Raw genomic sequence first — 26966 nt, forward strand, 5'->3', positions numbered from 1 at the left:
ACAACGCGAAGGGCCGTACGGGCGGTTGCCCGTACGGCCCTGGGGGCGTGTGTCACACCTTCAAGTACTTGCGCAACGCGAGGAACGCGGCGAAGGCGGGCATCAGCAGGCTGGTCGCGAGGATCAGCGGCAGCTTGGTGAGGACGGCGTCCCAGCCGATGAAATTGATCAAGGTCAGTTTCTCGGACAGCGCGAAGCCGTGATCGATGATGAAGTACCGCGCGGTCACCAGGAAGCCGCAGGCGACCGCCCCGCCGATCAGCCCGGCGACCGCGGCCTCCATGATGAACGGCGCCTGGATGTAGAAACCGGAGGCGCCGACCAGCCGCATGATCCCGGTCTCCCGCCGCCGGCTGAACGCGGAGACGCGCACGGTGTTCACGATCAGCATGAGCGCGACCACGAGCATCAGGGCCATGATCGCCCGCGCGGCCCAGTTCATGCCGTTGAGCAGTTCGAAGAGGTTGTCCAGGATCCCTTTCTGGTCCTGCACCGACTGCACACCGTCCCGCCCGTTGAAGGCGGTCGCGACGACCTGGTACTTCTCCGGGTCCTTCAGCTTGATCCGGTACGACTCCTGCAACTGGTCCGGCGTGAGCGAACTGGCCAGCGGGGAGTCGCCGAACTGCTCCTTGTAGAGCTTGTACGCCTGGTCCTGCGACTCGAAGGTGACCGTGTCGACCACCGACATCTTGTCCAGGTCGGCGAGGATCTGCTTCTTCTGGTCCTCGGTGACCGCGCCCTTGGCACAGTTGGGGTCGGACTCGGCGTCGGCCTTGTTGCACAGGAAGATCGAGATGTTGACCTTGTCGTACCAGTAGCCCTTCATGCTGTTCACCTGATCGCTCATCAGGAGCGAACCGCCGAACAGGGCCAGGGACAGGGCGACGGAGACGACGACCGCGAAGGTCATCGTCAGATTGCGGCGGAGACCGACGCCGATCTCCGACAGAACGAACTGGGCGCGCATGGCGTCTGGTTAAGCCTTTCCGTGGACGTCAGCGGGGGCGGTGGCGGTCAGTGCTGGTAGCCGTAGACGCCGCGGGCCTGGTCTCGGACGAGGCGGCCCTGCTCCAGCTCGATGACGCGCTTGCGCATCTGATCCACGATGTTCTGATCGTGTGTGGCCATCACGACGGTCGTACCGGTCCGGTTGATCCGGTCGAGCAGCTTCATGATGCCGACCGAGGTCTGCGGGTCGAGGTTGCCGGTGGGTTCGTCGGCGATCAGCAGCTTGGGCCGGTTGACGAAGGCACGCGCGATGGCGACACGCTGCTGCTCACCACCGGACAGCTCACCCGGCATCCGGTCCTCCTTGCCGCCCAGCCCGACCAGCTCCAGCACCTGCGGCACGGACTTGCGGATCTCGCCGCGCGACTTGCCGATGACCTCCTGGGCGAAGGCCACGTTCTCGGCGACCGTCTTGTTCGGCAGCAGCCGGAAGTCCTGGAAGACCGTCCCCAGCTGGCGCCGCATCTGCGGCACCTTCCAGTTGGACAGCCGGGCGAGGTCCTTGCCCAGGATGTGCACCTGACCGTGGCTGCACCGCTCCTCACGGAGGACCAGTCTCAGGAAGGTGGACTTCCCGGAGCCGGAGGACCCCACGAGGAACACGAACTCACCCTTCTCCACTTCCAGGGACACATCCCTGAGTGCGGGGCGGGTCTGCTTGGGGTAGACCTTGGAGACATTGTCGAATCGGATCACGGATGCACCACGGGTCGCCGGGGGTAGATGTGCGTGACCATACGCGACCGGGGCACACCCCCGCAGTCACCGGTCCCGGTTGCGCGAGGCTTGTGCCTTTTGTACGCCGGTGACTTTCCGGCGGGGCCTCCCGCACCCCTCGCGGGACACCCGCTCGGAGCCACAGGACGCACCACCGGGCGGAACCTGGCACAGTGGAGTGGGGAACGTTCATGGACTCACCACCGTTGAACCGAGTGGAACGAACCCGTGAGGAGGGCGAGCGCATGACGTACGACCGGCTGGTGTGCGGGAACTGTGCAGCGCCCGTGAGCGAGGGCCGCTGCCCCGTCTGCCGGGCCAACCGCCAGCGACTGCGGCAGGAGAATCTCTTCGCGGGCCTCAACCCGATGACCCTGATCGCACTGCTGGCGCTACTGATCGCCGCCGCGGCCCTGCTGGCGCACCAGGCCGCGTAAACGGGACATCTAAAGACGTACAGACGGTACGGACCGTACAGACGCGTCACGTACCGCACAGAAGCCTCATGCACAGACGTACGAAGGGCCCGGAGCAGCCGCTCCGGGCCCTTCGTGATCAGACGGCGATGATCAGGCCGCCGCACCGCCACGGCCGCCCACCAGGCGCGGCAGCACCCGGAAGCCGACACCGCCGACGATCATGGTCGCGGCGCCGATCACCAGGAAGGTGGTCTCCATGGCGCCGGTCTCGGCCAGCTCGTCGCCACCGCCCTGCGGGACGGTGCTGCCGGCCGGCACCTGCGTACCGGTGTCGGTCAGCGACGAGGTGCCCTGGTTCTGCGCGGACTGGCCGGAGCCACCGTTGAGGTCGGTGTTGTCACCGACGCCACCCCCACCGGTGCCGTTGTCGTCGCCGTCGTCGCCGTCGTCACCGGGGTCCGCCGTGGGCTGCTCCGTCGGCTCCTCGGTCGGCTGCTCCGTGGGCTCCTCGGTGGTCGGCTCCTCCGTGGGCTCCGTGGGCTCCTCGGTGGGCTCCGTGGGCTCGTCCGTCGGCTCCGGCGGGTCGGTCGGCAGGCCCGTGTCCGTCGGGGTCGGGTCCACGGGCGGAGTCGGGTCCACGGGCGGGGGCGTCGTCTCGTTGCTGCCGCACAGGACACCGACCACGCATTCCTCGTCCGCGGCGGAGGCCACCCCAGCGGCGGTCAGCGAGGCACCGGCGGCGATCACGACGCCCGCCGCCACGCGTGCGACACGCATCCGTGTCTTCTTCGTCATGTAGTTGCTACCCCCACGTAGTTCATCGTCCGTAGTTCATCGCCAAGTGAGGCGGGCGCTCGGGGCCGTGATCGACAGAGGTCGCCGTGCGAGAACCCCCGGTTCACATGCGCCCCAGAGAAAACGCATGCCACGTTTCACCCTTCCGATTTTTCACAGCAACGTCAAGGCCGTTGCGTACGCGATGTCCTGATACGGCGCGAATGCCAGGCGGAGCGGTGTGTGAGTGTGATGTAAAAGCCAGACATCGAGGGCAAACGAAAGGCAACTGCCACCGGAAAGGCGGCAGTTGCCTTGTCGACAAAGCTGCGTCCAGGAGCGCGCCGCGCGCGGCGCTACTTCTCCTGCTGCTTGCGCCAGCGAATTCCGGCCTCCAGGAAGCCCTGGATCTCGCCGTTGAACACGGCTTCGGGATTGCCCACTTCGAATTCGGTCCGCAGATCCTTGACCATTTGGTACGGGTGCAGGACGTACGAACGCATCTGGTTGCCCCAGGAATTGCCGCCGTCGCCCTTGAGGGCGTCCATCCTGGCCTGCTCCTCCTGGCGGCGGCGCTCCAGCAGCTTGGCCTGGAGGACGTTCATCGCCGTGGCCTTGTTCTGGATCTGCGAGCGTTCGTTCTGGCAGGAGACGACGATGCCGGTCGGCAGGTGGGTGATGCGCACGGCCGAGTCGGTGGTGTTCACGCCCTGGCCGCCGGGTCCGGAGGACCGGTAGACGTCGATCCGCAGCTCGGACTCGTCGATCTCGACATGGTCGGACGACTCGACCACGGGGAGCACCTCGACACCCGCGAAGGAGGTCTGGCGGCGGCCCTGGTTGTCGAAGGGCGAGATCCGCACCAGCCGGTGCGTGCCCTGCTCCACGGAGAGCGTGCCGTACGCGTACGGCACCTGCACGGCGAAGGTGGTCGACTTGATGCCGGCCTCTTCGGCGTACGACGTCTCGTAGATCTCCGTCTTGTATCCGCGCTGCTCCGCCCAGCGCAGGTACATGCGCTGGAGCTTCTCGGCGAAGTCGGCCGCGTCGACGCCACCGGCCTCCGCGCGGATGTTCACCAGCGCCTCACGAGAGTCGTACTCGCCGGACAGCAGGGTGCGGACCTCCATCTCGTCCAGCGCCTTGCGCACCGCGGTCAGCTCGGACTCGGCCTCGGCGCGGGTGTCCGGGTCGTCCTCCTCGTCGGCCATCTCGAACAGCACCGCAAGATCGTCGATCCGCCCGCGCAGCGTGTCCGCCTTCCTGACCTCGGCCTGGAGGTGGGAAAGCTTGCTGGTGATCTTCTGCGCCTCGTCCGGGTTGTCCCACAGGGACGGCGCCGCCGCCTGCTCCTCGAGCACGGCGATATCTGCCCTCAGCTTGTCGAGGTCCAGGACGGCCTCGATCGACTCCATGGTCGAGGAGAGGGACTTCAGCTCTTCGGAAACATCGACGACTGCCACGTACCCCAGCGTAACGGCTCCGCCGGAAGACCCGCGCCGGGCGTGCAGCCCCGGTCTGCCCGGGGGCGGCGGGCACCTGCGGGCTGCGCCCCGGACCCCCCTTCGGCCCTGAAGGGGCCTTGCCCTCAGACGCCGGACGGGCTGGTGGTCGAGGGCGAGGAGGAAGGGAGGAAGAGAAGAGGGGCGTAGGGGAGGGGAGGGTCAAGGGGTCGCGGGGGCCGAGTGCTCGGTGTCGCCCGGGGTCGCGTCGCTGTCGGCGGTGGCCAGCCACGTACCGACACCCACCGCCGCGACCACCGCCACGGCCGCCGCGCCCAGGGCGACCCGGCGGCGGCGCGTGGCGACCCGGTTGCGCGCGGAACCCGGCCGGGGCGCACCCGGCGCCCTGGGCACCCGTGCCGTACCGTGCGCGCCCCCCGCCAGTTCGTCGGGCGCCGGTACCCGCATCGAGGTGTGGGTGTCCCGGTTGGAGTCCGGCTTGGCGCCGGGGACCAGTGGTACGGAGCCCCGGCGCTCGCGCGCGACCGGCGCCGGCCGCTCCCCCGCCGGGTCGGGCGCGGGCGGCTCCTCCGCCTCGGCGTCCGGCTCGTCCACGTCCAGCGGCGGCAGTCCCGCCAGCGAGGGCAGCTGTTCGTGCAACCGCGCCGCCAGCTCCGAGGCGCGCAGCCGGGACGCCGGGGCCTTCGCCAGGCACTGGACGATCAGCTGCCACAGCTCCTCGGGGATCCCCGGAAGCGGAACGACCGTTTCCGTGACGTGCCGGCGCAGCACCGCGCCGGGGTGGCCGCCGCCGAACGGGGTGAAGCCCGCCAGCAGCTCGTACAGGACGGTCGCGAGGGCGTAGATGTCGACGGCCGCGCGCGGCGGCAGGCCCTCGACGATCTCCGGGGCGAGATAGTCCGGCGTGCCGATGATCTTCGTAGCGCGGGTGCGGCGCGGGGTGTCGATCAGCTTGGCGACGCCGAAGTCGGTCAGCAGCGCGCGGTGCGAGCCGCCGGGGCCGAGCGGTCCCTGCATGTCCAGCAGGACGTTCTCGGGCTTGACGTCACGGTGGACGACGCCTGAGGCGTGCGCCGCCGCGAGTCCCTCCGCGACGTCCGCGACGATCGCGACGGCCGCCACGGGGGCCAGCCGCCGCTCGCGCTCCAGCCGGGTGCGCAGATCGGTGCCGCGGACCAGGTCCATGACCAGCGCGAGATCGTTGCCGTCGACCACGAGGTCCCGTACCGAGACGATGTTCGGGTGCTCCAGACCGAGCAGCGCGGTGCGCTCCTGGACGAAGCGCCCGACAAGCTCCTGGTCGGAGGCGAGATCCTCGCGGAGCATCTTGATGGCGACGGGTCCCTCGGGTCCCTCGCCCAGCCACACCGTGCCGGCGCTGCCCCGCCCCAGGATCTGGTTCGCGGTGTACCGGCTGCCGATCTTCCGTGCCAAGACTGCTCCTACGGACGCGGGTTGTCGCCCAAAACTACGCGTCCGACGCGCCGACCTTCACCGCGGAGGCGGAAATCACCCACCAGATGTCGACAAAGAGATGGACTCGTGTGTGTTCGAAGCGTGGCGGGGGCGGGGCCCCGGCTGGGGCCGGTGGCGTGACGTCAGGGCCTTCGCCGGCCGCCCTGGGGTCTGTCGCATCCCCCTCAGGCCCCAGAGCCCGAGCTGCCGCCGCCCAGGTCGCCGATCCAGCCCGTCACCGCGGTGAACCAGTCCGTGAGCTGGTCCCAGTAACCCTTGCCGGTGCCGATCCAGTCCTGCAACGGGCTCAGTTCCCAGACCAGCCAGCCGGCCACGAAGAGGATGACGAGGGTGAAGAGGCAGCCCTTGAGGCAGCCCAGGCCGGGGATCCGCATCGGGCTGGAGCTGCGCTGGCGCGGCTCGCGCGGCGGGCGGGTCTGCTGCGGCGGCGACGGCGGGGCGTACCGCTGCGGCTGGGGCTGCTGTGGCTGAGGGGGCGCGGGCGCGTACTGCTGGGGCGGGTGCTGCGGCTGGTGCTGGGGCAGATGTTGCTGCTGGGGCTGGTGCTGCTGGGGATAGCCGTATCCGGGCGGCGGGGCCTGCTGCGGCCGGGGCTGCGGCTGATGGGGCTGCTGGTGGGGCTGGGGCTGGTGAGGTTGTGGCTGGTGGGGCTGCTGCTGCGGGCGGGCGACCTGTCGCTGGGGGCGGCGGCGCAGCGGGTCCTGGCTGGGGTCGAGGTACTGGACCTGCGTCTGTTCGTTGCGGTCCCGCGCGGCGCGCATCTGGTTCTGCCAGGGGTGCGGCTGATCGCCCTGCGGCGGGGTGCCGGGCTGGTTCGGCGGCATCGGCGGCATGACGGCCGTCGGGTCGGCCGCACCGGTGCTCGGGAGTACGGCGGTGGGGTCGGCGGCGCCGGACGGCCCGCCGGTGTGCGGCAGCACGCTGGTCGCGGCGGCGGGGTCGTAGGCGCCCGCCGGGCTGTGCGGCAGCACCTGGGTGGGGTCGGCCGCGCCGGGCGTGCCGGGCACGGCCGCCGGGGACGGGTCGGGGGCGAGCAGCGCGGCGACGCCCTCGGCGGCGGCGATCTGCGCCGAGTTCGCGTGCACCCCGATGCCGTCGGCGACCGCGCGCAGCCCGCGCGCGAGGCTCACGGCGCTGGGCCGTTCGTCGGGGTTCTTGCGCAGGCAGCGCTCTATGACCGTCCACAGCGGTTCGGGGACGGTCGAGGGGCGGCGCGGCTCGGCGCTGAGGTGCTGGTGCAGTACTTCGAGCGCGCTGCCGCCGGAGAACGGCGGACGGCCCGTGACCAGCTCGTACAGCAGGATCCCGGCGCCGTAGATGTCGACGGCGGAGGTCTGCGGGCGGCCCTCGGCCGACTCCGGCGCCACATACGCGGGCGTGCCGACGAATTCATGGGTGCGGGTCAGGCCGGGCGAGTCGGCCAGCCGGGCGATGCCGAAGTCGGTCAGCATCGGGTGCATCTGGGCGTCGTACTGCTTGAGCAGTACGTTGGCCGGCTTCAGGTCGCGGTGGACCACGCCGTCGGTGTGGCTGGCGGCGAGCGCGTCGGCGATCTGGGCGGTCATCAGGGACGCGGCGACCGGTGTCAGCGGGCCGTTCTCCCGCAGGTAGCGGTGCAGGTCGGGGCCGTCGACGAGGTCCATGACCAGGGCCAGGAGATCGCCCTCGACGACCAGGTCGCGCACCCGGACGATGTTCGGGTGGGTGAGCCGGAGCAGCACGGAACGCTCCCTGAGGAAGCGCATCACCACGTCCGGGTCGCCGGCCAGCTCCTCCTTGAGGACCTTGATCGCGACGGTCTCCCCGGGCTGGCCGGGCACGGCCGCCTCGGCACCCGCTGTCTCACGCTGGCGGGCGCGCCAGACGGTGCCCGTGGCGCCGCGTCCGAGCGGCTCCTCCAGGAGGTACTTGCTGCCTACCGGCCGCACGTCATGCGCTCCCTGCTGCTTGCTGGCTGCTACTTGCCTGCTTGCCTGGTCCGTACACCGTGGTGGGGTGTGCTACGGGTGTTCCGACCCACTGTAGTGCCGCGCTGCCCGCCGCCGGGGTGCCGTGTGTGGTCTGGCCGGTCGGCCTGGGGGTGGGTCAGGTCGGCGTCCTGTGGTGGTCAGGTCGTCCTGTGGTCGTCTGATTCGGTCGTCATTCGGTCGTCATTCGGTCGCCATGGGGGCTCGGAGCGGTTTCGAGGCTGTGCTCGGAGCGGGGTGGAGGCTGTGTTCCGAGCGGATGGAGGCTGTGCTCGGAACGGTTCGAGGGTGTGGTGCTCGGAACGGTTCGCGGGGCCCGACGGAGATTTCCGGTCAGGGACAGAGATTCCCGCTCGTGTTCGACGGAAAGACGCTCGGGTCGGTCGCTTGGTTGCCGAAGGCGGACGTGACCGATCTCAAGTCGGTCCCAAGCCGACCTCAATCGGTCCAGGGCCGAGCATGGGTCAGGCACTTTTGCGGGCAGAGCCGACCAATCAAGATCACTTGACGGTGGGCGGCGGGCGCGTTGTCAGTGGCAGGTGCGAGGATGCGGGTCAGTACTGGCCGACGTGCTCGTGCGGTGGGGGGAAGTCCGCGGTGGGGGACCGCGGTTCGGCCCGACCCGTCCCGTGGGCGCCCGCGCAGAAGGGACCGCTGACGGCGATGCAGATCCGGCTGACCGTCGTAGACCCGCTCGGCCCGCCCTCCGAGGCCCGTGGCCGCGCCGCGCGCTGCGACGTGCTGGTCACCGCACCGGCCGGGACGGCCCTGTCGGCGGTCGCCTCGGCCCTGGCGTCGGCGGTCGCGGGGGAGGCGGGCGCCGATCGCGGGCCGGTGGTCCTCTTCGCGGGCGCGGAGCGACTGGACGCCCAGCGCTGCACCCTGGGCGAGCCGCCGCTGGTCGACGGCTCCGTGCTGTCCGTGGGCGCCCCGGCCGACCCCGAGCCGCATCCCGAGCTGGCCGACGCCCCGGCCCGCCTGGACGTCATCGCGGGCCCGGACGCGGGCGGCGTCCATCTGCTGCACGGCGGGCAGGTCACCGTCGGCCGCTCCGCCGACGCCGACGTGCCCCTCGACGACCCGGACGTCTCCCGGCTGCACTGCGCGGTGACCCTCGCCGCCGACGGCCGCGCGGCGGTGGCCGACCTGGACTCCACGAACGGCACGGCGCTGGACGGCCGCCGGGTCGGCACGCGCGCGGTGCGTTTCGCGCCGGGCGCGCTGCTGCGGATAGGCGAGTCGGCCCTGCGGATCGCTCCGCCGGGCGGGCCGGGCGCGCGGCTGCGCACGGAGCCGGACGGGGAGGGGTACGTGCGCGTGTCGCCCGCGACGGGGACCCCGGACCCCGGGGCTCCGACCACGGACCCCGTGGGCAGCGCACCGCGGGTCGCCGGGGCGGGCTCCCCGGGCGGTGACACGCCGGTGGCGCACACCACGGCCGGGTGGGACTCCCCCGGCGCCCAGGAGCACGCGCCCGTGGCACCGCCGATCGTGCCGGGGCAGAGCGGGGCACCTCGGATCGAGAACGGCCGACGGGGTGGGCATGGGGGCGGGGGCGGGGCTGCGGACGGTTCTACGGGCGGGTCTGCGGGCGGTTCCACGGGGGGATCCGCGGGTGGGCTCCTGGGCGGGGCCTCTGGCGGTCAGCCCGGGTACCGCGCTGGTGAGCGCCCCGGTGAACGCGCTGGTGAACGCCCTGGTGGCCCTTCCGGCGGAAGCGAGGGCGACACGCACGGGGCGGGGCTGGGGATGGGCACGCGCGCGGGGGCGCCGGGCTATGGCGGCGGTGGCGGGAGTCCGGTGCGGGACGGGCGCGGGGACTTCACCGCGACGTACGACGCCGCCGCTACGGGATACGCGGGCGAGTACGGCCCCGCGACGGGCGGAACCGGACCCGGTCCGGGCCCAGTCGACGGCCCTGTGGACGGCCCCGTAGGCGGACGCCGGAACACGCCGCTCCGCGACACCGACGCCCCCGCACCGGGCGTACGCAGGCGCGGCGGCCTCTCCGCGTGGGCGCGGCGGCTGGCCGGGGGCAAGGGCGAGCCGCAGCCGGGCGGGACCGACGGCATCGATCCGTACGGCGACGAGGCGCCCCACGCGCGCGGGACATCCCCGTACGCCGCCACCGCCACCCACGCCTCCGCCGCCACCGTCGCTTTCCCGTCGCCGGAGACCTGGCCGGACCCGGCGGCGCTGCTGCTCACCGCGCTGGGACCGGGCCCGCGCCTGTGGGAGCGTTCACCGGGCCACCCCGAGGCGCTCACGGTCCGGCTGGGCACGACCGACCGGGCCGCGCCGGACGGCTCCGGCCTGCTGCCCGCCGTACCCGTGACCGCCGATCTGCGCGAGGCGGGCGCGCTGGGCCTGGCCGGACCGCGCCCCCGGCTGGCCGGGCTGGCCCGCGCGGTGCTGGCCCAGCTGGCCGCGCTGCACTCGCCGGACGGCCTGGAGATCGTCCTGATCAGCGCGGACCGCGCGCGCCCGGTGCACGACCGTATCGCCGAGTGGTCCTGGCTCGGCTGGCTCCCCCACGTCCGCCCGCGCCACGGCCAGGACTGCCGGCTGCTCCTCGCCTACGACCGCGAACAGGCGACCGCGCGGACGGAGGAGTTGCTCCGGCGACTGGAGGACCGGCTCGCGGACGGCACGCTCCGGTACGACGTCCCCGCGCGCGAAGGCGACGGAAACGGTGGTCCGGGTGCGGCCAACCGGCCTTCCTGGGCGAGGGACACGCCGGACGCCGTCGGGGGCGGTGTTCCGGGGCCGTACACGGTCGTCGTGGTGGACGGCGATCCCGGCGGCTCCGGGATCCAGGAGGCGCTCGCGCGGCTGTCGGTGGAGGGGCCCCGGGCCGGTGTCCATGTCCTGTGCCTGGCGGAGACGGCGGCGGCGGCACCTTCGTCGCCGGTGACGGAGACGTTCGAGGCGGCGTGCGCGATGGTGCCGCTGTTCCGGGAGTGCGGGGCGGTGGCGCTGCTCGGCGGGGATGTGGCGACGGCGTTGCGGCTGCTGCGGGTGGCGTCGGGCGGCCAGGGGCGCGGTCCGGTGGGACAGGGCACGCTGGGCGCGGTGGACGCGGTGTCCCCGGCCTGGTCGGAGCGGTTCGCGCGGGCGCTGGCACCACTGCGGCCGGAGGGCACGGGCGGCGAGCGGCACGCGCGCGTGTCGGCTCCGCTGCCGCAGACGGCACGGCTGCTGGACGAGCTGGGGCTGGCGCGGGCCACCCCGGCGTCCCTGATGGCCCGCTGGGCGGACGCGGCCGACGACCGGCAGGCGGTCGGTGGGCGCGCGTGGGCGGTGCTGGGGGCGGGGCCGCGCGGGCCGGTCGGCGTGGACCTGGTGGCCGAGGGCCCGCATCTGCTGATCGAGGGGCCGGCGGGCAGCGGTCGTACGGAGCTGCTGCGGGCGGTCGTGGCCTCGCTGGCGGCGGCCGAGCGCCCCGACCGGCTCGGCATGATCCTGATAGACGGACGGGACGGCGTGGGGGCGGGCGAGGGACTCGGCGACGGTCTGCGGGTCTGCACCGAGTTGCCGCATGTCACGACCCATCTGACGGCCAACGACCCGGTCCGCATGCGGGAGTTCGCCCAGTCGCTGTCGGCGGAGCTGAAGCGGCGGGCGGAACTGGTGGGCCGTACGGACTTCACGGGCTGGCACGCGGGTGAGCCGGGGCAGGGCGGGCGGGCCGGGCACGCGATGCCGGGCCGGATCGTGCCCCAGCGCACCCCGGAGAGCGGCGACGCGGGGTCGGGCTCCTTGTCCGCGCCGGGGCCTGCGTACGGATCCTCGCCGGGGTCCGATTCCGGATCCTTGCCGGGCTCCGGGTCATTGTCGGGCTCTGGGTTCTTGTCGGGGTCCGGGTCCTCGCTGGGGTCCGGATCTTTGTCGGGTTCCGGATCTCTGTCGGGGTCCGGGGACATCGACACGCCGCCCAGCAGGACGCTGCGGCTGCGGCCCGCGGCGGCGCGCAGACAGTCGGAGCCCTCGCCGCCGCTCCCCCGGCTGGTGGTCGTGGTCGACGATCTGGACGCGCTCGTGTCCCCCGCGCTGGGCTCACCCGGCCGCCCGGCGGCGGGCTCGGTGATGCGCGCGCTGGAGGCGGTGGCGCGGGAGGGCGAGCGGCTGGGGGTGCACCTGGTGACGGCGGCGCACCCGGGCGGCCGTACGGCGGAGACCGAGCCGGTCCGGCGGGCGGCCCTGCGAGTGGAGCTTGAGGCACCCGTGGCGGGCCCCGAGGAGCCCGCGCCGGGGCGGGGCGGCCTCACGGCGGGCGACGGCCGGGTCACCGCCTTCCAGGGCGGCCGGGTGACGGGCCGTATCCCGCGCACGGCGACCCTGCGCCCGACGGTCGTGCCGGTGGAGTGGGAGCGGGCGGGCGACCCGCCGACCCGCCGCCCGGTCCGGGAGTTGGGGAACGGGCCGACGGATCTGGCCCTGCTGGCCAGCGCGTTGGAGCGGGCGGCACGGGAGGTGTCGGCGCCGGAGGTGCCTTCGCTGCTGTAGGGGCGGTGGGTTCGAGGTGACGGTGACTGCCCTCGTCGGTCGGGTGCGGCGGGGCGGCCCACGCCGCAGGGGCGGTCGCGCATGGCCGGAGACGCCTGTCCACGGTGCGGGCCATCGCCCTCGCAGGGCCTCGATACGCCGCCCCCGCGGGCGAGCTGTCCCCACCCCGTCAGAACCCGCCAGACCCCATCACCCCCACCGTCAAGCCCCGTAGCCCGCACAGTCACGACGCGGTCACGATCGTGCTCTTGACACTGCGCCCGCTCTTGCCGACCCCTGGCGCCCGGCGTAAACCAAACCGCACGTAGCGAACGTTCGACGAGATCCGAAGAACGGGGCCGTGATGCACAGCAGGAGCGACACCATCCGCCACCTACGGACGTCCCGCACACGCACTGCCGCCCGTCTCTGCGCCGCCTCCCTCGCGGCGGCGCTCGCCCTCTCGCTGACCGCCTGCGGTGGCGACGACGACCCGGAGGCCGGCGACGAGAACTCCGGCGGCGGGGAGACGGCAGCCTCCGTCACCCTCCCCCAGCTCGACGGCCAGAGCCTCGAAGTCGCCGCCGTCTGGACCGGCCCCGAGCAGGCCAACTTCAAGAAGGTGCTGGAGGAGTTCGAGAAGCGCACGGGCGCCTCCGTCACCTTCGTGCCAGCGCAGGACCCGATCATCAACTTCCTCGGCTCGAAGATCGCGGGCGGCGCCCCGCCGGACGTGGCGATGCTGCCGCAGGTCGGGGCGATCGAGCAGGCCGTGGAGAAGGGCTGGGCCAAGCCCCTCGGACCGGAGGCCCAGGAGCAGCTCACCAAGAACTACTCCCAGGGCTGGCAGGACCTCGGCAAGGTCGACGGCGAGCAGTACGGCGTCTTCTACAAGGCGGCCAACAAATCCCTGATCTGGTACAACAACCAGGTTTTCGAGAACGCGGGCGCCACTGAGCCGCAGACCTGGGACGAACTGCTCACCGCCGCGCAGACCGTCTACGACTCCGGCGTCACCCCGTTCTCGGTCGCGGGCGCGGACGGCTGGACACTGACCGACTGGTTCGAGAACGTCTATCTGTCGCAGGCCGGTCCGCAGAAGTACGACCAGCTCGCGGCGCACGAGATCCCGTGGACCGACCCGTCGGTCACCGACGCGCTGACCACGCTCGCCGAGATCTGGGGCAAGGAGGACTACATAGCGGGCGGCGCCGACGGCGCGCTCCAGACCGAATTCCCGGCCTCCGTGACGCAAACGTTCACCGGGGGCGATCAACCGAAGGCCGGCATGGTCTTCGAGGGCGATTTTGTTCAGGTGAACATCGCGGAGACGGACGCTCAGGTCGGGACGGACGCCAAGGTGTTCCCGTTCCCGGCGGTCGGCGACACCGCGCCCGTGGTGTCCGGCGGCGACGCGGCCGTGATCCTGGAGGACTCCGAGGCTGCGCAGGCGCTGGCCACCTTCCTGGCCTCCCCGGACGCGGCGACCGTACAGGCGAAGCTCGGCGGCTATCTGTCGCCGAACAAGAACGTCGACTCCTCGGCGTACCCGAACGACGTGCAGCGCAAGACGGCCGAGGCGCTCGTCGCGGCCGGTGACGACTTCCGCTTCGACATGTCCGACCAGGCCCCGCAGGCCTTCGGCGGCACGCCCGGCAAGGGCGAGTGGAAGATCCTCCAGGACTTCCTGACGGACCCCACCGACATCGCGGGGACACAGGAGCAACTGGAGGCGGAAGCGGCCAAGGCGTACGGGAACTGAGCGGCGATGAAATCGCCGGCGGTGGCGGGGGGCGGCGCGCCTCCTGCCGCTCCCCGTGGTCGAAAGAGCGTGACCGGGACCCGTACGACGGTGGTGGCGCTGTTCCTGCTGCCCGCCGTGGTGCTGCTCGGGGCGCTCGTGGTCTACCCGATCGGGTACTCGGTCATCCGCAGCTTCTACGACCAGTCCGGCGACGGTTTCGCCGGATTCGACAACTACCGGGCGCTCTTCACGGACGACGGCATCCGCACGGCGCTGAAGAACAACATCATCTGGATCGTGTTCGCACCGACGGTCGCGACCGCGCTCGGACTGGTCTTCGCCGTGCTGACCGAACGCGTCCGCTGGGGCACCGCGTTCAAGCTGATCGTTTTCATGCCGATGGTGATCTCGATGCTCGCGGCGGGGATCATCTTCCGGCTGGTGTACGACCAGGATCCGGACAAGGGCGTGGCGAACGCGATCTGGGTGGGCGTGCACGACACGTTCGCCGAGTCGTCGGCGTTCCCCAAGGCGCATCCGGGGCGGGAGTCGCCGCTGATCGCCGATCCCGCGTCCGAGGGCGCTTTCCTCACGCGTGAGCCGGTCCGGGCGGGCGAAGTGATCAGTCTGCCCCTGGTCGGAGTCGCCCCCGACCAGCTGCCCGACGCCGCGGCCCCCGCGGCGACGGCACGGGCGGAACCGGGCAAGGTGACCGGCACGGCTTGGCAGGACTTCACCCGCGGCGAGGGCGTCGGCACCCTGGGCGCCCCCGATCCCGCCGAACTCGGCTACGCCGGCATGACGGTCGAGGCGGTCAAGGACGGCCGGGTGGTGGCCTCCACCGAGGCCGGCGACGACGGCACGTTCACGCTGCCGGAAGCGGCCGACGGCGCTCATTTGCGGTTGCCCGCCGACAACTTCAAGGAGCCGTACAACGGCCTGGACTGGCTCGGCCCGTCCCTGGTCACCCCGGCGATCATCGGCTCGTACATCTGGATGTGGGCCGGTTTCGCGATGGTGCTGATCGCGGCGGGGCTCGCGAGTGTGCCGCGCGAACTGATGGAGGCGGCGCGGGTCGACGGGGCCGATGAGTGGCAAGTGTTCCGGCGGATCACGGTGCCGTTGCTCGCGCCGGTGCTCGCGGTGGTGACCGTCACCCTGATGATCAATGTGCTCAAGGTGTTCGACCTGGTCTTCATCATCGCGCCGGGCTCGTCGCAGGACGACGCGAACGTGCTCGCGCTGGAGCTGTACCGCAAGGGCTTCTCCGAGGACCAGCCGGGCATCGCGAGCGCGATCGCGGTGTTCCTGCTGCTTCTGGTGATCCCGGTGATGTGGTTCAACGTCCGGCGGCTGCGGCGGGAGGGCAGGCGATGACCGTTCAGTCTGAGCGAGTGAACAAAGCGTCACCCGCGCGGACGGTGGCCCGGCCGTCCCTGGGCGCACGGATCGTGGGGCGGCTGAGCGGCGGCGTGGTCAGGGTGTTCCTGATCGTCGTCGGTCTGTTCTGGCTGGTGCCGACGTTCGGGCTGCTGCTGTCCTCGCTGCGCTCCCCGCAGGACATGGCGGCGAACGGCTGGTGGAACGTGTTCACCGAGCCGTCCCAGCTCACCCTCCAGTCGTACGAGACGCTGCTGAGGAACGACGACATCACCGGCTCACTGCTGAACACCATCACCATCACGGTCCCGGCGACCGTGCTGGTCGTGGTGATCGGTTCGCTCGCGGGCTACGCGTTCGCCTGGATGGAGTTCCCCGGCCGCGACTGGTGGTTCCTCGCCGTGGTCGGGCTGCTGGTGGTGCCGGTGCAGGTGGCGCTGATCCCGATCGCCGAACTCTTCGGCGGGATCGGTCTGTTCGGATCGATCCTGGGCGTGATCCTCTTCCACGTCGGTTTCGGGCTGCCGTTCGCGGTGTTCCTGCTGCGGAACTTCTTCGCCGAGATCCCCAAGGAACTGCTGGAGGCGGCGCGGCTGGACGGCGCCGGAGAGCTGCGGCTGTTCGCCACCGTGGTGATGCCGCTCGGCGGGCCGGCGATCGCGAGCCTGGGCATCTTCCAGTTCCTGTGGGTGTGGAACGACATGCTGGTCGCGCTCGTCTTCACGGACGCCGACAGCCAGCCGATCACGGTGGCGCTCCAGACGCAGGTGCGGCAGTTCGGCAACAACATCGATGTGCTGGCGCCGGGTGCGTTCATCTCCCTGGTGATCCCGCTGGTGGTGTTCTTCGCGTTCCAGCGGCAGTTCGTGTCGGGGGTGATGGCGGGCGCGGTCAAGTGATCACTGAAAGTTGATCGAATGATCGGCGAATTCGGGAGCGGAGCGGCCGGATCGACGGTCGATCGATCACCGAAGCCGTGATCGATCCGAGCGGCCACGGGCCGAGTGATCACCTGCCCGATGATCAAGTGACCACCGGCTGAACGTCGTTGGGGCGGGTCGAAAACGGCCCGCTCCTGTCCCTCGATTGCCGTACTCCGCGTAACTCCCGTGCCCCGCGGGCCGTTGCCGGGCAGAACGCCCGCGACGACCCATGGATGCCCCCTTGCCCAGGTTCAGTGTCATCGTCCCCGCGTACCAGGTCCAGGCGTACCTGCACGAATGCCTGGAGTCGGTGCTCTCCCAGTCGTACAGCGATCTCGAAGTGATCGCGGTGGACGACGGTTCGCCGGATGTCTGCGGCGAGATCGTCGAAGAGTTCGCGGCCCGCGACGCGCGCGTGCGTGCCGTCCGGCTGCCCGAACACTCCGGCCGCGCCCGTACCGCCGGCCTGGAGCGGGCGACCGGTGACTATCTGCTCTTCCTCGACGGCGCCGACACCCTCGCTCCGCACGCGCTGCGCACGATCGCCGACCGGCTGAAGGAGACCGACGAGCCGGACGTCCTGATCCACGCGCACGCCCGTCTCGACCGCACGGGCGAGCCGCTCCCGGCCGCGGGTCCTTCCGTTCTCGGTGAGCGCGGCCCGGCGCCCTTCGCGCTCACCGACCGCCCCGAACTGCTCGGAACACCGGCCTGGAGCGGGGCGTACCGCCGCGAGTTCAGCGAAGCGCTCACGAAAACGCTCACCGGTCCCGCGCCCGCCGATCTGCCCTTCGTCTGGTCGTACGCGACACTCCTCAGCGCCGGGAGCCTCGCCACACTCGATCAGGTCTGCGTGCACCACAGGCGGCCCCGCCCCGCCGACACGCCCGGCCGGACGAGCATCTTCGATCAGTACGATCGCGTCTTCGCGTTCCTCGAACAGCACCCCGAACTCTCGTCCTGGCGACCGGCGTTGTACCGCCGCATGCTCGCCCACCTCACGGCGGAGTCCGCCCGTCTCCCGCGCCGCGCGCACACCGACTTCCTGCGCCGCGCCCGCGCCTGCTGCCGCCGCCACCGCGCCCGCGGTGCCCGGGTCGCCCCTCGTCACCTCCTGCTCCGCCTCGGCGCGCACCGCACCCGGCGCACCCTGCGCCGGATCACCGACGGCACCCGCCGCGCGGCGAGGCTCACCGCCCGCCTGACCCGCGCCCTGCGCACCAGTGCCCTGCGGCTGCACTACGGCATCCAGCGCCGCCTGCCGCTGCGCGCGGACCGGGCGGTGTTCACCGCGGAGGCGGGGTACGGGTGCGAGCCGGGCGCGCTGGAAGCCGCGTTCCGTTCGCTGGCCCCGCACATCCGGACCGCGTGGATCGCCCGCCCCGAACAGCAGCACACCGTGCCACCGGGCGCGCGCCGCCTCACCCCGGACACGGCCGCCTACTGGAGCGCGCTCGCCCGCTCGACCTACATCGTCACCAACACCGATCTCGACCCCCGACTGATCAAACGATCAGATCAGATCGTCGTGCAGACCGGCCAGGGCACCCCGCTCGGACATCTCGGCCTGGATCTCCTGGAGCACCCGGCCGCGGCCCACGGCACCGACTTCGGTCAGCTGCTCCGCGCGGTCGATCAATGGGACTACGTCGTCTCCGCGAACCGGCACTCCACGCTCACCTTCGAGCGGGTCTTCCCCGGCAGCTACCGGACACTGGAGTACGGCCGACCACGCAACGACGTCTTCCAGCAGACGGCCTCGGCGGACGTGGCCCGGCTGCGCGAGTCGCTCGGCGTCCCCGCGGACGCGGTGGCGCTCCTGTACGCGCCCGCCCACCGCGACTACCGCCGCGCCCAGGCCGCGCGGCTGGACCTGGAGGGCGTCCTGCGCCGCCTCGGCCCGCGTTTCGTCGTCCTGGCCCGCATGCCTGCGCACGGCCTCGGTGACCGATTGCCAGATCGATTGATCGACGTCAGTGATCACCCGAACATCCAGTCCCTGTGTCTGGCCTCGGACGCCCTGGTCACCGACTACGCGCCGCTGATGTTCGACTATGCGGGACTCGATCGGCCGATCGTGCTCCACATGGACGACTGGGCGGCGTACGACGCGGCCCGCGGCACCTACTTCGATCTGCGCGCCTTCCCGCCGGGCGCGATCGCCCGCGGCGAGGACGAACTGATCGACATCTTCGCCTCCGGCCACTGGTGCGGCTCCCGTTCGACGCAGTTGCGCGCGGCGTTCCGTGAACGTTTCTGCCCGTACGACGACGGACACGCCGCCGAACGGGTCGTACGGCAGGTGGTGCTGGGGCAGACGGGCGAGACGGCGGGGTGGCCGGTGGTGGTGCCGCCGCGGGACCGGCATCCTGTGCCCGCGGCGGTCTCGCTCACCCGGCTCCCGCCGACCACCGTGGCGCGGCTCTCGGCTGCGAGCACCACCGCCGCCGGCGACAGCCGCTGAACCGCCGATGTCCCACGCACTCCGGGAGTCCGTATGAGTACTTCGCGGCCCACGCCGAGCCGACCGTCCACCTGGCGACCGGCCGGACGCCCCGGCCGTCGGCGCACGGGCAAAGACGCCGCCGGCCCTCCCGAACGGGCTCGTCCATTGCGGTGACACGGGATCGGTCCCAGGGCCCGGCGGGAAGGTAGGGCCAGTGCCCCCGCCTCCGTCGCTCGCCCCGGCCGCCCGGTGAACGCCCGCGTCCTCGCCAGGCGATCCGTGCGCGGCGCGACCGCCCTGCGCGGTGGGTGTCCTCGGCGCCCGACGCCGTACCAGGTGTGCGGACTGCTCTTCTGGCTGGTGGTGTCGCTGGCGTTCTGGCGGATCCCGCTGTGCTGCGACGCCGGGCTGGACGCGGCGGTCGTCGAACGCCTCACGGCTGATCTGCTGCACCCGCGCCACCCCACGGCCGCGCTGCCGGGCGAGGGCAGCCTCTTCTACTCGCCGTACACGGTCGCGCAAGGGGTTTTCGCGCGCCTGACCGGACTGGGCGGCTGGGAGGTCGTACGGCTGGCCGGGCCGGTGAATCTGCTGGTGCTGCTGACGGGCCTGGGCCGTTTCGTGCGGATGCTGACTACGCGCCTCTGGGCTCCCGTCCTCGCGCTCGCCACGGCCACGCTGCTGTGGGGCACCGAGCCGGTGCCGGGCAGTGGATCGCCCGCTCTGCTGCCGCTGACCGGTGGTCTGGGGGACCCGTCGGTGTGCGCGATCGGGCTGACGTTCTGGGCCTGGGCGCTGACGGCGACGCGGGCGCGGAACGCCGCGCGGGTGCGGTTCGTCGGACCGAGCGGGCTGCCCGGTCCGTTCGGATACGCGACTCTGGGCGTGCTGTACGGCACGATCGTGCTGATCGACCCCGTGATCGGCGCCGGGGCCGGGGTCGGGGCGGTCGCACTGATCGCGGGAGGACGGGCCCGCGCGCTCCCGTGCTGGGGATGGGCGGTGGCGAGCGCGGGGGTGGTGATCTGGAGCTGGCCTTACTACGACGCGTTCGCCGACGGTTTCGATCACGCCGGCGTTGATCGGTTCGCCGGGGATCTGCTCGGCGTGTGCTGGCTGGCGCTGCTGACCGGGTTGCCCGCGGTGTGGCTGCGAGCGCGGCGCGGGTCGTGGCGGGATCCGCTGGTGCTGATGGCGGTGGCGGGGTGCGCGGTGGTCGCGTACGGCCTGCTGGGCCGTGCTCCGGTCGGCGGCGGAGTGCTCGCCCTCGCCCTGGTGGCGCCGCAGACCGCGCTCGCGGTGGAGCTCGCGGCGCCCCGGCCCTGGCCGTCCTGGCGGCGGGCGCTGGGGGCGGTGGCGGCGGGCGGGGCGTGCGCGGGATTGCTCACGGCTCAGGGTGGGGCGCTGATGCCGCGATCGTTCGATCAGATCGATTCTGCGCAGCCGCCGCGCGGTGTGTCGTACGCGTGGGCGGCGGCGCACATCGGGCGCGGTGAGGTGGCCCTCGCCGAGGGGCGCGACACCGTGCATGGTCTGGCCGGGTACGGGGTCGATGTGGCCGCTCCGGCCGTACCGGACCCGGCCTTGGACGAGGCCGCGCGAAACGATCGGCTGGCGGATGTTCGTACGTACCTCTCCCCCGGCTCGACCCGCGCCGAGCGCGCCGCCGTCGTGCACCGGCGGAATGTGCGCTGGGTGCTGCTGACGCGGTGGCGCACGGTGCCGGAGGGTGCGGTGGTGGTGGCGTGGAGCGAGCGGACGGGAGAGGTGCTGGCCCGGGTGCGCTGAGGCCGGCTCGGCGGGGGCGCCTGCCCAGTCCGGGTTACTCGACGACCAGTTCGACCGGGATGTTGCCGCGGGTGGCGTTGGAGTACGGGCACACCTGGTGGGCGGTCTCGACCAGCTTGCGGCCGGTGGCCTCGTCCACGGTGTCGGGCAGCTCGATGCGGAGCGTCACCTTGAGGGCGAAGCCCTCACCCTGCTTGCCGATGCCGACCTCGGCGGTGACGGCGGCGTCGCTGACGTCGACCTTGGCCTGGCGGCCGACCGCGCCGAGGGCGCTGCCGAAACAGGCGGCGTATCCGGCGGCGAAGAGCTGCTCGGGGTTGGTGCCCTGGCCGTCACCGCCCAGCTCGACGGGCGGGGCCAGCTTGACGTCGACCTTGCCGTCGGAGCTGACGGCCCGACCGTCGCGGCCGTGGGTGGCGGTGGCGACGGCGGTGTAGAGCGCGTCCATGGATGAACCATCCCTCTCGGAGTCTGTGCGATGCCGGGTTCGGCACCGGGCGACCTGCTCGGCCACCGACAGGAATAACCCAAGCACACAATTAAATTGTCCGCAACTCAATGATGGGCGAGAGGTATGCTGGCCGTATGACCCCGACGTCGACGCCGCCCCCAGCCACCACCACGCCAGTGACCGATGGGCCCGACCAGAATCTGCTCCTGCTCGAACGCCAGGTCTGTTTCTCCCTGCACGCGGCCTCGCGCGCGTTCAACGGCCTCTATCGCGTGATCCTCAAGGACCTCGGCCTCACCTACCCCCAGTACCTGGTGCTGCTCGTCCTCTGGGAGCACGGCGAGCTTCCCGTCAAACAGCTCGGCGAACATCTGCGCCTGGACTCCGGCACCCTCTCCCCCCTGCTCAAGCGCCTGGAGGCAGCCGGTCTGGTCCACCGGGAGCGCAGCGCCCGGGACGAGCGTTCGGTGGAGGTTCGACTGACGGAGCAGGGCCAGGCCCTGCGCGAACGCGCACTGGACGTGCCGCGCCGGATCGCCACCGCCACCGGCTGCGACATCGCCGAGATCCGCGACCTGAAGGCCAGGCTGGACGACCTGACGGCCCGGCTGGACGCGGCGGTGACGGACTGAGAACGACCAAGACGTGATCGATCGATCACGGAGCGAGCCATGACCGGTGCGCCCACTTCCGTCCCGACCTCCGCCCGACGTCTTCGCGCCACGTCCCCGGCGCACGGCCGTCCGCCGCCTGCTTCACTGTGTGGCGAGACCGACTGACGAGGGGATCGCGGCAGATGACCTGGCTGATCACCGGCGGCGCCGGATACATCGGGGCGCACGTGGTTCGCGCGCTGACCGAGGCGGGCGAGCGGACGGTGGTGTACGACGACCTGTCCACCGGCATCGCCGAGCGGCTGCCGGACGACGTACCCCTGGAGGTCGGTACGGTCCTGGACGGGGTCCGGCTCAGCAAAGTGATCGCCGGGCACGGGATCACCGGTGTCGTCCATCTGGCGGGGAAGAAGCGGGTCGGCGAGTCGGTGGACATGCCGCTGCACTACTACCGGGAGAACGTCGAGGGCCTGCGGGTGCTGCTGGAGGCGGTGACGGCGGCCGGGGTGACGTCCTTCGTGTTCTCCTCCTCCGCGGCCGTCTACGGCATGCCCGACGTCGAACTCGTGACGGAGGCGACACCCTGCGCGCCCCTGTCCCCGTACGGCGAGACAAAGCTGGCGGGCGAGTGGCTGGTCCGCGCGACCGGCCGGACAACGGGCCTGGCCACGGCCTCGCTGCGCTACTTCAACGTGGCCGGCGCGGCCCGCCCCGAACTGGCCGACCTGGGCGTCCACAACATCGTCCCGATGGTCTTCGAGAAGCTGACCGAGGACGCGCCCGCACAGATCTTCGGCGACGACTACCCGACCCCCGACGGCACCTGTGTACGGGACTACATCCACGTCGCCGATCTGGCCGACGCCCATGTGGCCACCGCCCGCGCGCTGGCCGCCTCCCCCGGCCGCGACCTCACCCTCAACATCGGCCGCGGCGAGGGCGTCTCCGTCCGCGAGATGATCGACCGCATCAACGCGATCACCGGCCACCACCGCACCCCCACCGTCGCCCCCCGTCGCCCCGGCGACCCGGCCCGCGTGGTGGCCTCCGCCGACCGCATCACCGCCGAACTGGGCTGGAAGGCCAAGCACGACGTCCAGGACATGATCACTTCGGCGTGGGAGGGATGGCTTCGGAGGTTCCCGGGGGCGGCGCGGCTCTGATCGAACGATCAGATCGGGTCTGATCGTTCGGGCGCACCCCAATCCCTGCGGTCTGATCGTTCGGGCGCACCTGGCACACCCGTAACCTGCTCGAATGACCTCACCGTCATCCCCAGGACGCCCCCGCCCTCCTGCCCCTCCTGCCCCTTCCACCCCTCCTGCCCCTCCGTCCCTCTCCCGCGCCACGGGAGCCGTGCTCGGTTCGGCGGTCGGCGACGCCCTGGGCGCCCCTTTCGAGTTCGGCCCCGAGGGCGCGTTCAGCGCCCGCTTCCCGGTCGCCGGGCACGGCGGGGAGATGTGCGGGGGCAGTGGCTGGGACCCGGGAGAGGCGACGGACGACACCCAGATGGCGGTCCTGGTCGCGGAGTCACTGCTGGAGCACGGGGGGCTGGAACTCCCCGACGTCTTCCGCCGGTTCCGGCGCTGGGCGGCGGCCGAACCGAAGGACATCGGCCTCCAGACCGAGGCAGTCCTCACCAGCGGCAACCCCTGGAACACGGCCGCTGGCGCCCACTTCCGGGTCAGTCAGCGCGCGGCGGGCAACGGTGCGCTGATGCGGGCCGCCCCCTCGGCCGTGTACTTCGCGCCCGAGGGCCGCGACGCCACCATGGCCGCCGCCCGCCGCCTGTCCGCCCTGACCCACGGAGACCCGGCGGCCTGGGAAGGCACGGCGATCCTCCATGAGTTGATACGCCTCGCCCTGGCCGACGCCGACCCGTTCACCGCGCTCCCGGCGACCCTGGCCGCCGTACACCCCGATCACCGCGCCCGCTATGCCAACGTCCTCGCTCCCGACTGGCATCCCGATCTCGCCACGGAGTTCAACGGAGCGGTCTGGCCCTGTCTCGGTTCGGCGGTCTGGGCGGTACGGACCACGTCCTCGTACGAACAGGCCCTCCGCGCGGCGATCGACCTGGGCGGTGACACCGACACCGTGGCGGCGGTGACAGGCGCTCTGGCCGGCGCGCTGTACGGCGCCGAAGCGATCCCCGCGCGCTGGACGCCCCCCTTGCACGTCCCCCTGCCAGGCTTCGACCGAATCCTGCGCGCACCGGACCTGACGACCTTGGCGAGAGAGCTGGCGTCCCGGCACCGCCCCTGAAGGGGGCGCGGGGAACTGCGCGCCCAGCCACACACAACCCGCACCGGCAAACGATCACGCGCCACCTGATCACCTGATCACCCCGACCGTCACCAACGCCCACAACGCCCCCACCGCCCAGGCGCACCAGCACCGGCACCGGCACCGCCTCACAGCGCCTGCAACGCCACCGCCGTCCCCCGGGCCAGCGCCCCCAGATAGCCCTTCGGCAGCTTCGGGCTGCGGATCACCACGGACCGCCAGTACAAGGGCCCGGAGATCAGATCGAGCGCCAGCTCGTGATCGAACCCGGCACGCAACTCCCCCCGCTTCGCCGCCGCCGCGATGATCGTGCTGGCCACGCCGTCCTGCCCCTCCCGCAGCGCCTTCCGCATGGCCTGGGCGATGTCGGGATTGCGCGCGGCCTCGGCCTGGAGGTCGGGAATGATCTGCGAGGCGATCGGATGCCGCAGCGCACGGGACATCACCTCGTACAGCAGCCGCAGATCGCCCTCCAGGGAGCCGGTGTCCGGCGCGGGCAGCCCCTGCACGGCGATCGCCGAGACGATGTCCAGCACCAGGTGCAGCTTGGAACGCCACCGCCGGTACACCGCCGTCTTGCCGACCCCCGCCCGCCGGGCGATGCCCTCGATCGACATGCGCGCGTAGCCGACGGCCGCGAGTTCCTCGAACACGGCCGCCCTGATCGCCTCCGTCACGTCCTCGCGCAGCACCGCCGCGCCCGCCGGAGGCCGGCGGCGCGGTCGCGACTGTGGTCCGTCGGCGTTGCTGGTCATGCCGTCCAGCATAGGGCGTTACGACGATACGGTTGCGTCCCGACGCCGAATGGCCCTACTCTCGCGTTACGACGATACGGTCCCGTCCCGACGTAAGAGAACGTGAAGAGACGCGTAAGAGAAGGCGCGTCGAGGAAGTCCGCGGAACGCACGCGCCCGAGCGACCTGCACGCGCCCGAGCGACCTGTACGCGCCGGAGCGCCGCGCGTACGGAGACGTCGAGGACCGGCCCGCGCACCCCCACCCCCGAGCGAAAGCAGCGGATGTGAGCCAGGTCCTCGACACACCGCCCCCGACGGCACAGGCCGCCACGGCCCCCACCTCCGTCAAAGCGACCCCCGCCGTCACCGCCACCCCCGCCGACATCGACCTCTCGGCGCTCGCCGCGCGTCATGGCCTCGCCGTCAGCGGCGCCCGCCCCACGCTGTCCGCATATGTGCGCGGTCTGTGGGCCCGCCGCCACTTCATCCGGGCCTTCTCCACCGCCAAGCTCACCGCGCAGTACAGCCAGGCGAAGCTCGGCCAGCTCTGGCAGGTCATGACCCCGCTGCTCAACGCGGCGGTGTACTACTTCATTTTCGGTGTCCTGCTCCAGACCAAGAAGGGCGTCCCGGACTACATCCCCTTCCTGGTCACGGGCGTGTTCATCTGGACATTCACGCAGAGTTCGATCCTCACGGGCACACGCGCGATCTCCGGCAACCTCGGTCTCGTCCGCGCCCTGCACTTCCCGCGCGCCGCGCTGCCGATCTCGTTCTGCCTCCAGCAGTTGCAGCAGTTGCTGTTCTCCATGGGCGCGCTCGTGGTGATCCTGCTCGCTTTCGGCGTGCCGCCGGCCGCGTCCTGGGTGCTGGCGATCCCGGCGCTGGTGCTCCAGTTCACCTTCAACGCCGGGATCTCCATGATCCTGGCCCGGATCGGCGCGAAGACCCCGGACATCGCACAGCTGATGCCGTTCGTGCTGCGCACCTGGATGTACGTTTCGGGCGTCATGTGGAGCATCGATCATCTGCTCGCCCAGCACGACAGCCTGCCGTCCTGGATCGGCACCGCACTCCAGGCCAACCCCGCCGCCATCTACATCGACCTGATGCGCTTCGCCCTGATCGACAGCTTCCACGCGAGCCAACTGCCCCCGCACGTATGGGCGATCGCGACGGGCTGGGCGCTGCTCGCCGGAGTCGGCGGCTTCATCTACTTCTGGAAGGCTGAGGAGACGTACGGCCGTGGCTGATCACCTGAACACCGACACCGACACCGACGAGCGCATCCCCACCGTCGTGGCCGACGGCGTCGACATCATCTACCGGGTCAACGGCACGGGCGCGGGCCGCGGTTCGGCCACCGCCGCTCTGAACCGCATCCTGCGCCGCAAGCAGGCCGAGAAGGCGTCCGGCGTGCGGACCGTGCACGCGGTGCGCGATGTCTCCTTCGTCGCCTACCGGGGCGAGGCCGTCGGCCTCATCGGCACCAATGGCTCCGGCAAGTCCACCCTGCTCAAGGCGGTCGCCGGACTGCTCCCCGTGGAGAACGGCCGGATCTACACCAACGGCCAGCCTTCTCTGCTCGGTGTCTCCGCCGCCCTCATGAGCGACCTCACCGGCGAGCGCAACGTCCACCTCGGCGGCCTCGCCATGGGCATGTCCCGCGAGCAGGTCAAGGAGCGCTACCAGGAGATCGTCGACTTCTCCGGCATCAACGAGAAGGGCGACTTCATCACCCTGCCCATGCGCACATACTCCTCCGGCATGGGCGCCCGCCTCCGTTTCGCCATCGCCGCCGCCAAGGACCACGACGTCCTGCTCATCGACGAGGCCCTGGCCACCGGCGACCGCTCCTTCCAGAAGCGCTCCGAGGCCCGCATCCGCGAACTGCGCAAGCACGCGGGCACGGTGTTCCTGGTCAGCCACAACAACCGGTCCATCCGCGACACCTGCGAACGTGTCCTGTGGCTGGAGCGCGGCGAACTACGCCTGGACGGCCCGACCGATGAGGTCATGAAGGAGTACGAGGCGTTCACGGGCGACAAGACGCCCAAGCCGAAGCCCAAGCCGGTGGCGAAACCGCAGCCCAAGCAGGCGGCGCCGACCCCACCGGAGGCGAAGCCCGACGCCCCGGCCACGGAAGCCACCCCGAAGCGGGTCACTCCCGCGAAGGGGGAAACCCCGGCGAAATCCGACGCCCCCGTGAAGGGTGAGACCCCGGCGAAACCTGACGCTCCCGCGAAGGGGGAAACCCCAGCGAAATCCGACGCCCCCGCGAAGACC

At 71.7% G+C, this 26966-nt stretch carries 19 protein-coding genes and 1 pseudogene; 12 read left to right on the plus strand and 8 right to left on the minus strand.

The genetic code is table 11. The features are described from left to right. Window positions 1-52 precede the first annotated feature (52 nt). Together ftsX and ftsE are read right to left on the minus strand one after the other, a co-directional pair. Window positions 53-970, minus strand: a complete 918-nt coding sequence (gene ftsX, locus ACFRFC_RS04045; protein WP_382681219.1) for a permease-like cell division protein FtsX — start codon at window positions 968-970, stop codon at window positions 53-55. 47 nt (window positions 971-1017) lie between these two features. After that, entirely contained in the window at window positions 1018-1707 is a 690-nt protein-coding gene (gene ftsE / locus ACFRFC_RS04050; protein WP_382681216.1) for a cell division ATP-binding protein FtsE, read from the minus strand. Window positions 1708-1973: 266 nt separating this feature from the next. Here ftsE and ACFRFC_RS04055 point away from each other — a divergent pair, with 266 nt between their 5' ends. Beyond that, the gene (locus tag ACFRFC_RS04055; RefSeq protein WP_382682053.1) at window positions 1974-2165 is read left to right on the plus strand and encodes a hypothetical protein; all 192 of its coding nucleotides are present in this window, start codon (window positions 1974-1976) and stop codon (window positions 2163-2165) included. A gap of 132 nt (window positions 2166-2297) precedes the next feature. Here ACFRFC_RS04055 and ACFRFC_RS04060 read toward each other — a convergent pair whose 3' ends face one another. The 4 genes from ACFRFC_RS04060 to ACFRFC_RS04075 all read right to left on the minus strand — a co-directional run bounded on the left by ACFRFC_RS04060 (window position 2298) and on the right by ACFRFC_RS04075 (window position 7788). Then, window positions 2298-2942, minus strand: a complete 645-nt coding sequence (locus ACFRFC_RS04060) for a hypothetical protein (RefSeq protein ID WP_382681213.1) — start codon at window positions 2940-2942, stop codon at window positions 2298-2300. A 335-nt stretch (window positions 2943-3277) separates the two neighbouring features. Beyond that, a complete protein-coding gene (gene prfB, locus ACFRFC_RS04065; protein WP_382681210.1) occupies window positions 3278-4384 on the minus strand; it encodes a peptide chain release factor 2 in 1107 nt (368 codons plus the stop codon). Between the two features lie 201 nt (window positions 4385-4585). Further along, window positions 4586-5818 (minus strand): serine/threonine-protein kinase, encoded by a 1233-nt coding sequence (locus ACFRFC_RS04070; RefSeq protein ID WP_382681208.1) that lies wholly within the window; start codon window positions 5816-5818, stop codon window positions 4586-4588. A gap of 206 nt (window positions 5819-6024) precedes the next feature. Beyond that, entirely contained in the window at window positions 6025-7788 is a 1764-nt protein-coding gene (locus ACFRFC_RS04075; RefSeq protein ID WP_382681206.1) for a protein kinase, read from the minus strand. Window positions 7789-8490: 702 nt separating this feature from the next. Between ACFRFC_RS04075 and ACFRFC_RS04080 the strand changes: the two genes are divergently transcribed. The 6 genes from ACFRFC_RS04080 to ACFRFC_RS04105 all read left to right on the plus strand — a co-directional run bounded on the left by ACFRFC_RS04080 (window position 8491) and on the right by ACFRFC_RS04105 (window position 20593). Beyond that, window positions 8491-12333, plus strand: a complete 3843-nt coding sequence (locus ACFRFC_RS04080; protein ID WP_382681202.1) for an FHA domain-containing protein — start codon at window positions 8491-8493, stop codon at window positions 12331-12333. Between the two features lie 343 nt (window positions 12334-12676). Then, window positions 12677-14074, plus strand: coding sequence for an ABC transporter substrate-binding protein (locus ACFRFC_RS04085; protein ID WP_382682050.1), 1398 nt, complete (start codon window positions 12677-12679; stop codon window positions 14072-14074). Window positions 14075-14143: 69 nt separating this feature from the next. Then, window positions 14144-15433, plus strand: coding sequence for a carbohydrate ABC transporter permease (locus ACFRFC_RS04090; RefSeq protein WP_382681199.1), 1290 nt, complete (start codon window positions 14144-14146; stop codon window positions 15431-15433). Then, window positions 15430-16335 (plus strand): carbohydrate ABC transporter permease, encoded by a 906-nt coding sequence (locus ACFRFC_RS04095; RefSeq protein ID WP_382681196.1) that lies wholly within the window; start codon window positions 15430-15432, stop codon window positions 16333-16335. The genes ACFRFC_RS04090 and ACFRFC_RS04095 overlap by 4 nt, the downstream gene beginning before the upstream one ends. A 265-nt stretch (window positions 16336-16600) precedes the next feature. Next, on the plus strand, window positions 16601-18823 hold the full coding sequence (locus ACFRFC_RS04100) for a CDP-glycerol glycerophosphotransferase family protein (RefSeq protein ID WP_382681194.1): 2223 nt from the start codon (window positions 16601-16603) through the stop codon (window positions 18821-18823). Window positions 18824-19054: 231 nt separating this feature from the next. Then, a complete protein-coding gene (locus tag ACFRFC_RS04105; protein WP_382681192.1) occupies window positions 19055-20593 on the plus strand; it encodes a hypothetical protein in 1539 nt (512 codons plus the stop codon). A gap of 34 nt (window positions 20594-20627) precedes the next feature. On the opposite strand, the gene ACFRFC_RS04110 is transcribed toward ACFRFC_RS04105, so the two are convergent. After that, window positions 20628-21041, minus strand: coding sequence for an organic hydroperoxide resistance protein (locus ACFRFC_RS04110; protein ID WP_382681189.1), 414 nt, complete (start codon window positions 21039-21041; stop codon window positions 20628-20630). Between the two features lie 137 nt (window positions 21042-21178). Here ACFRFC_RS04110 and ACFRFC_RS04115 point away from each other — a divergent pair, with 137 nt between their 5' ends. From ACFRFC_RS04115 to ACFRFC_RS04125, 3 genes are all read left to right on the plus strand, one after another. Then, complete coding sequence (locus ACFRFC_RS04115; protein ID WP_382681187.1) at window positions 21179-21676, plus strand: MarR family winged helix-turn-helix transcriptional regulator; 498 nt, start codon at window positions 21179-21181, stop codon at window positions 21674-21676. Between the two features lie 164 nt (window positions 21677-21840). Further along, window positions 21841-22821 carry a UDP-glucose 4-epimerase GalE gene (gene galE, locus ACFRFC_RS04120; RefSeq protein ID WP_382681185.1) on the plus strand — a complete coding sequence of 327 codons (981 nt, stop codon included), beginning with the start codon at window positions 21841-21843 and terminating at the stop codon, window positions 22819-22821. 193 nt (window positions 22822-23014) lie between these two features. After that, window positions 23015-23923 (plus strand): ADP-ribosylglycohydrolase family protein, encoded by a 909-nt coding sequence (locus tag ACFRFC_RS04125; RefSeq protein WP_382681182.1) that lies wholly within the window; start codon window positions 23015-23017, stop codon window positions 23921-23923. Window positions 23924-24072: 149 nt separating this feature from the next. Here ACFRFC_RS04125 and ACFRFC_RS04130 read toward each other — a convergent pair whose 3' ends face one another. Continuing rightward, window positions 24073-24699, minus strand: coding sequence for a TetR/AcrR family transcriptional regulator (locus ACFRFC_RS04130; RefSeq protein ID WP_382681180.1), 627 nt, complete (start codon window positions 24697-24699; stop codon window positions 24073-24075). A 265-nt stretch (window positions 24700-24964) separates the two neighbouring features. Between ACFRFC_RS04130 and ACFRFC_RS04135 the strand changes: the two genes are divergently transcribed. Continuing rightward, a complete protein-coding gene (locus ACFRFC_RS04135) occupies window positions 24965-25933 on the plus strand; it encodes an ABC transporter permease (RefSeq protein ID WP_382681177.1) in 969 nt (322 codons plus the stop codon). Further along, a pseudogene (locus ACFRFC_RS04140) lies at window positions 25926-26792 on the plus strand (ABC transporter ATP-binding protein); the annotation flags it as partial. The gene ACFRFC_RS04135 and the pseudogene ACFRFC_RS04140, both read left to right, overlap by 8 nt. Window positions 26793-26966 lie beyond the last annotated feature (174 nt).

Source organism: Streptomyces sp. NPDC056734 (assembly GCF_042790455.1).
Lineage (GTDB): Bacteria > Actinomycetota > Actinomycetes > Streptomycetales > Streptomycetaceae > Streptomyces.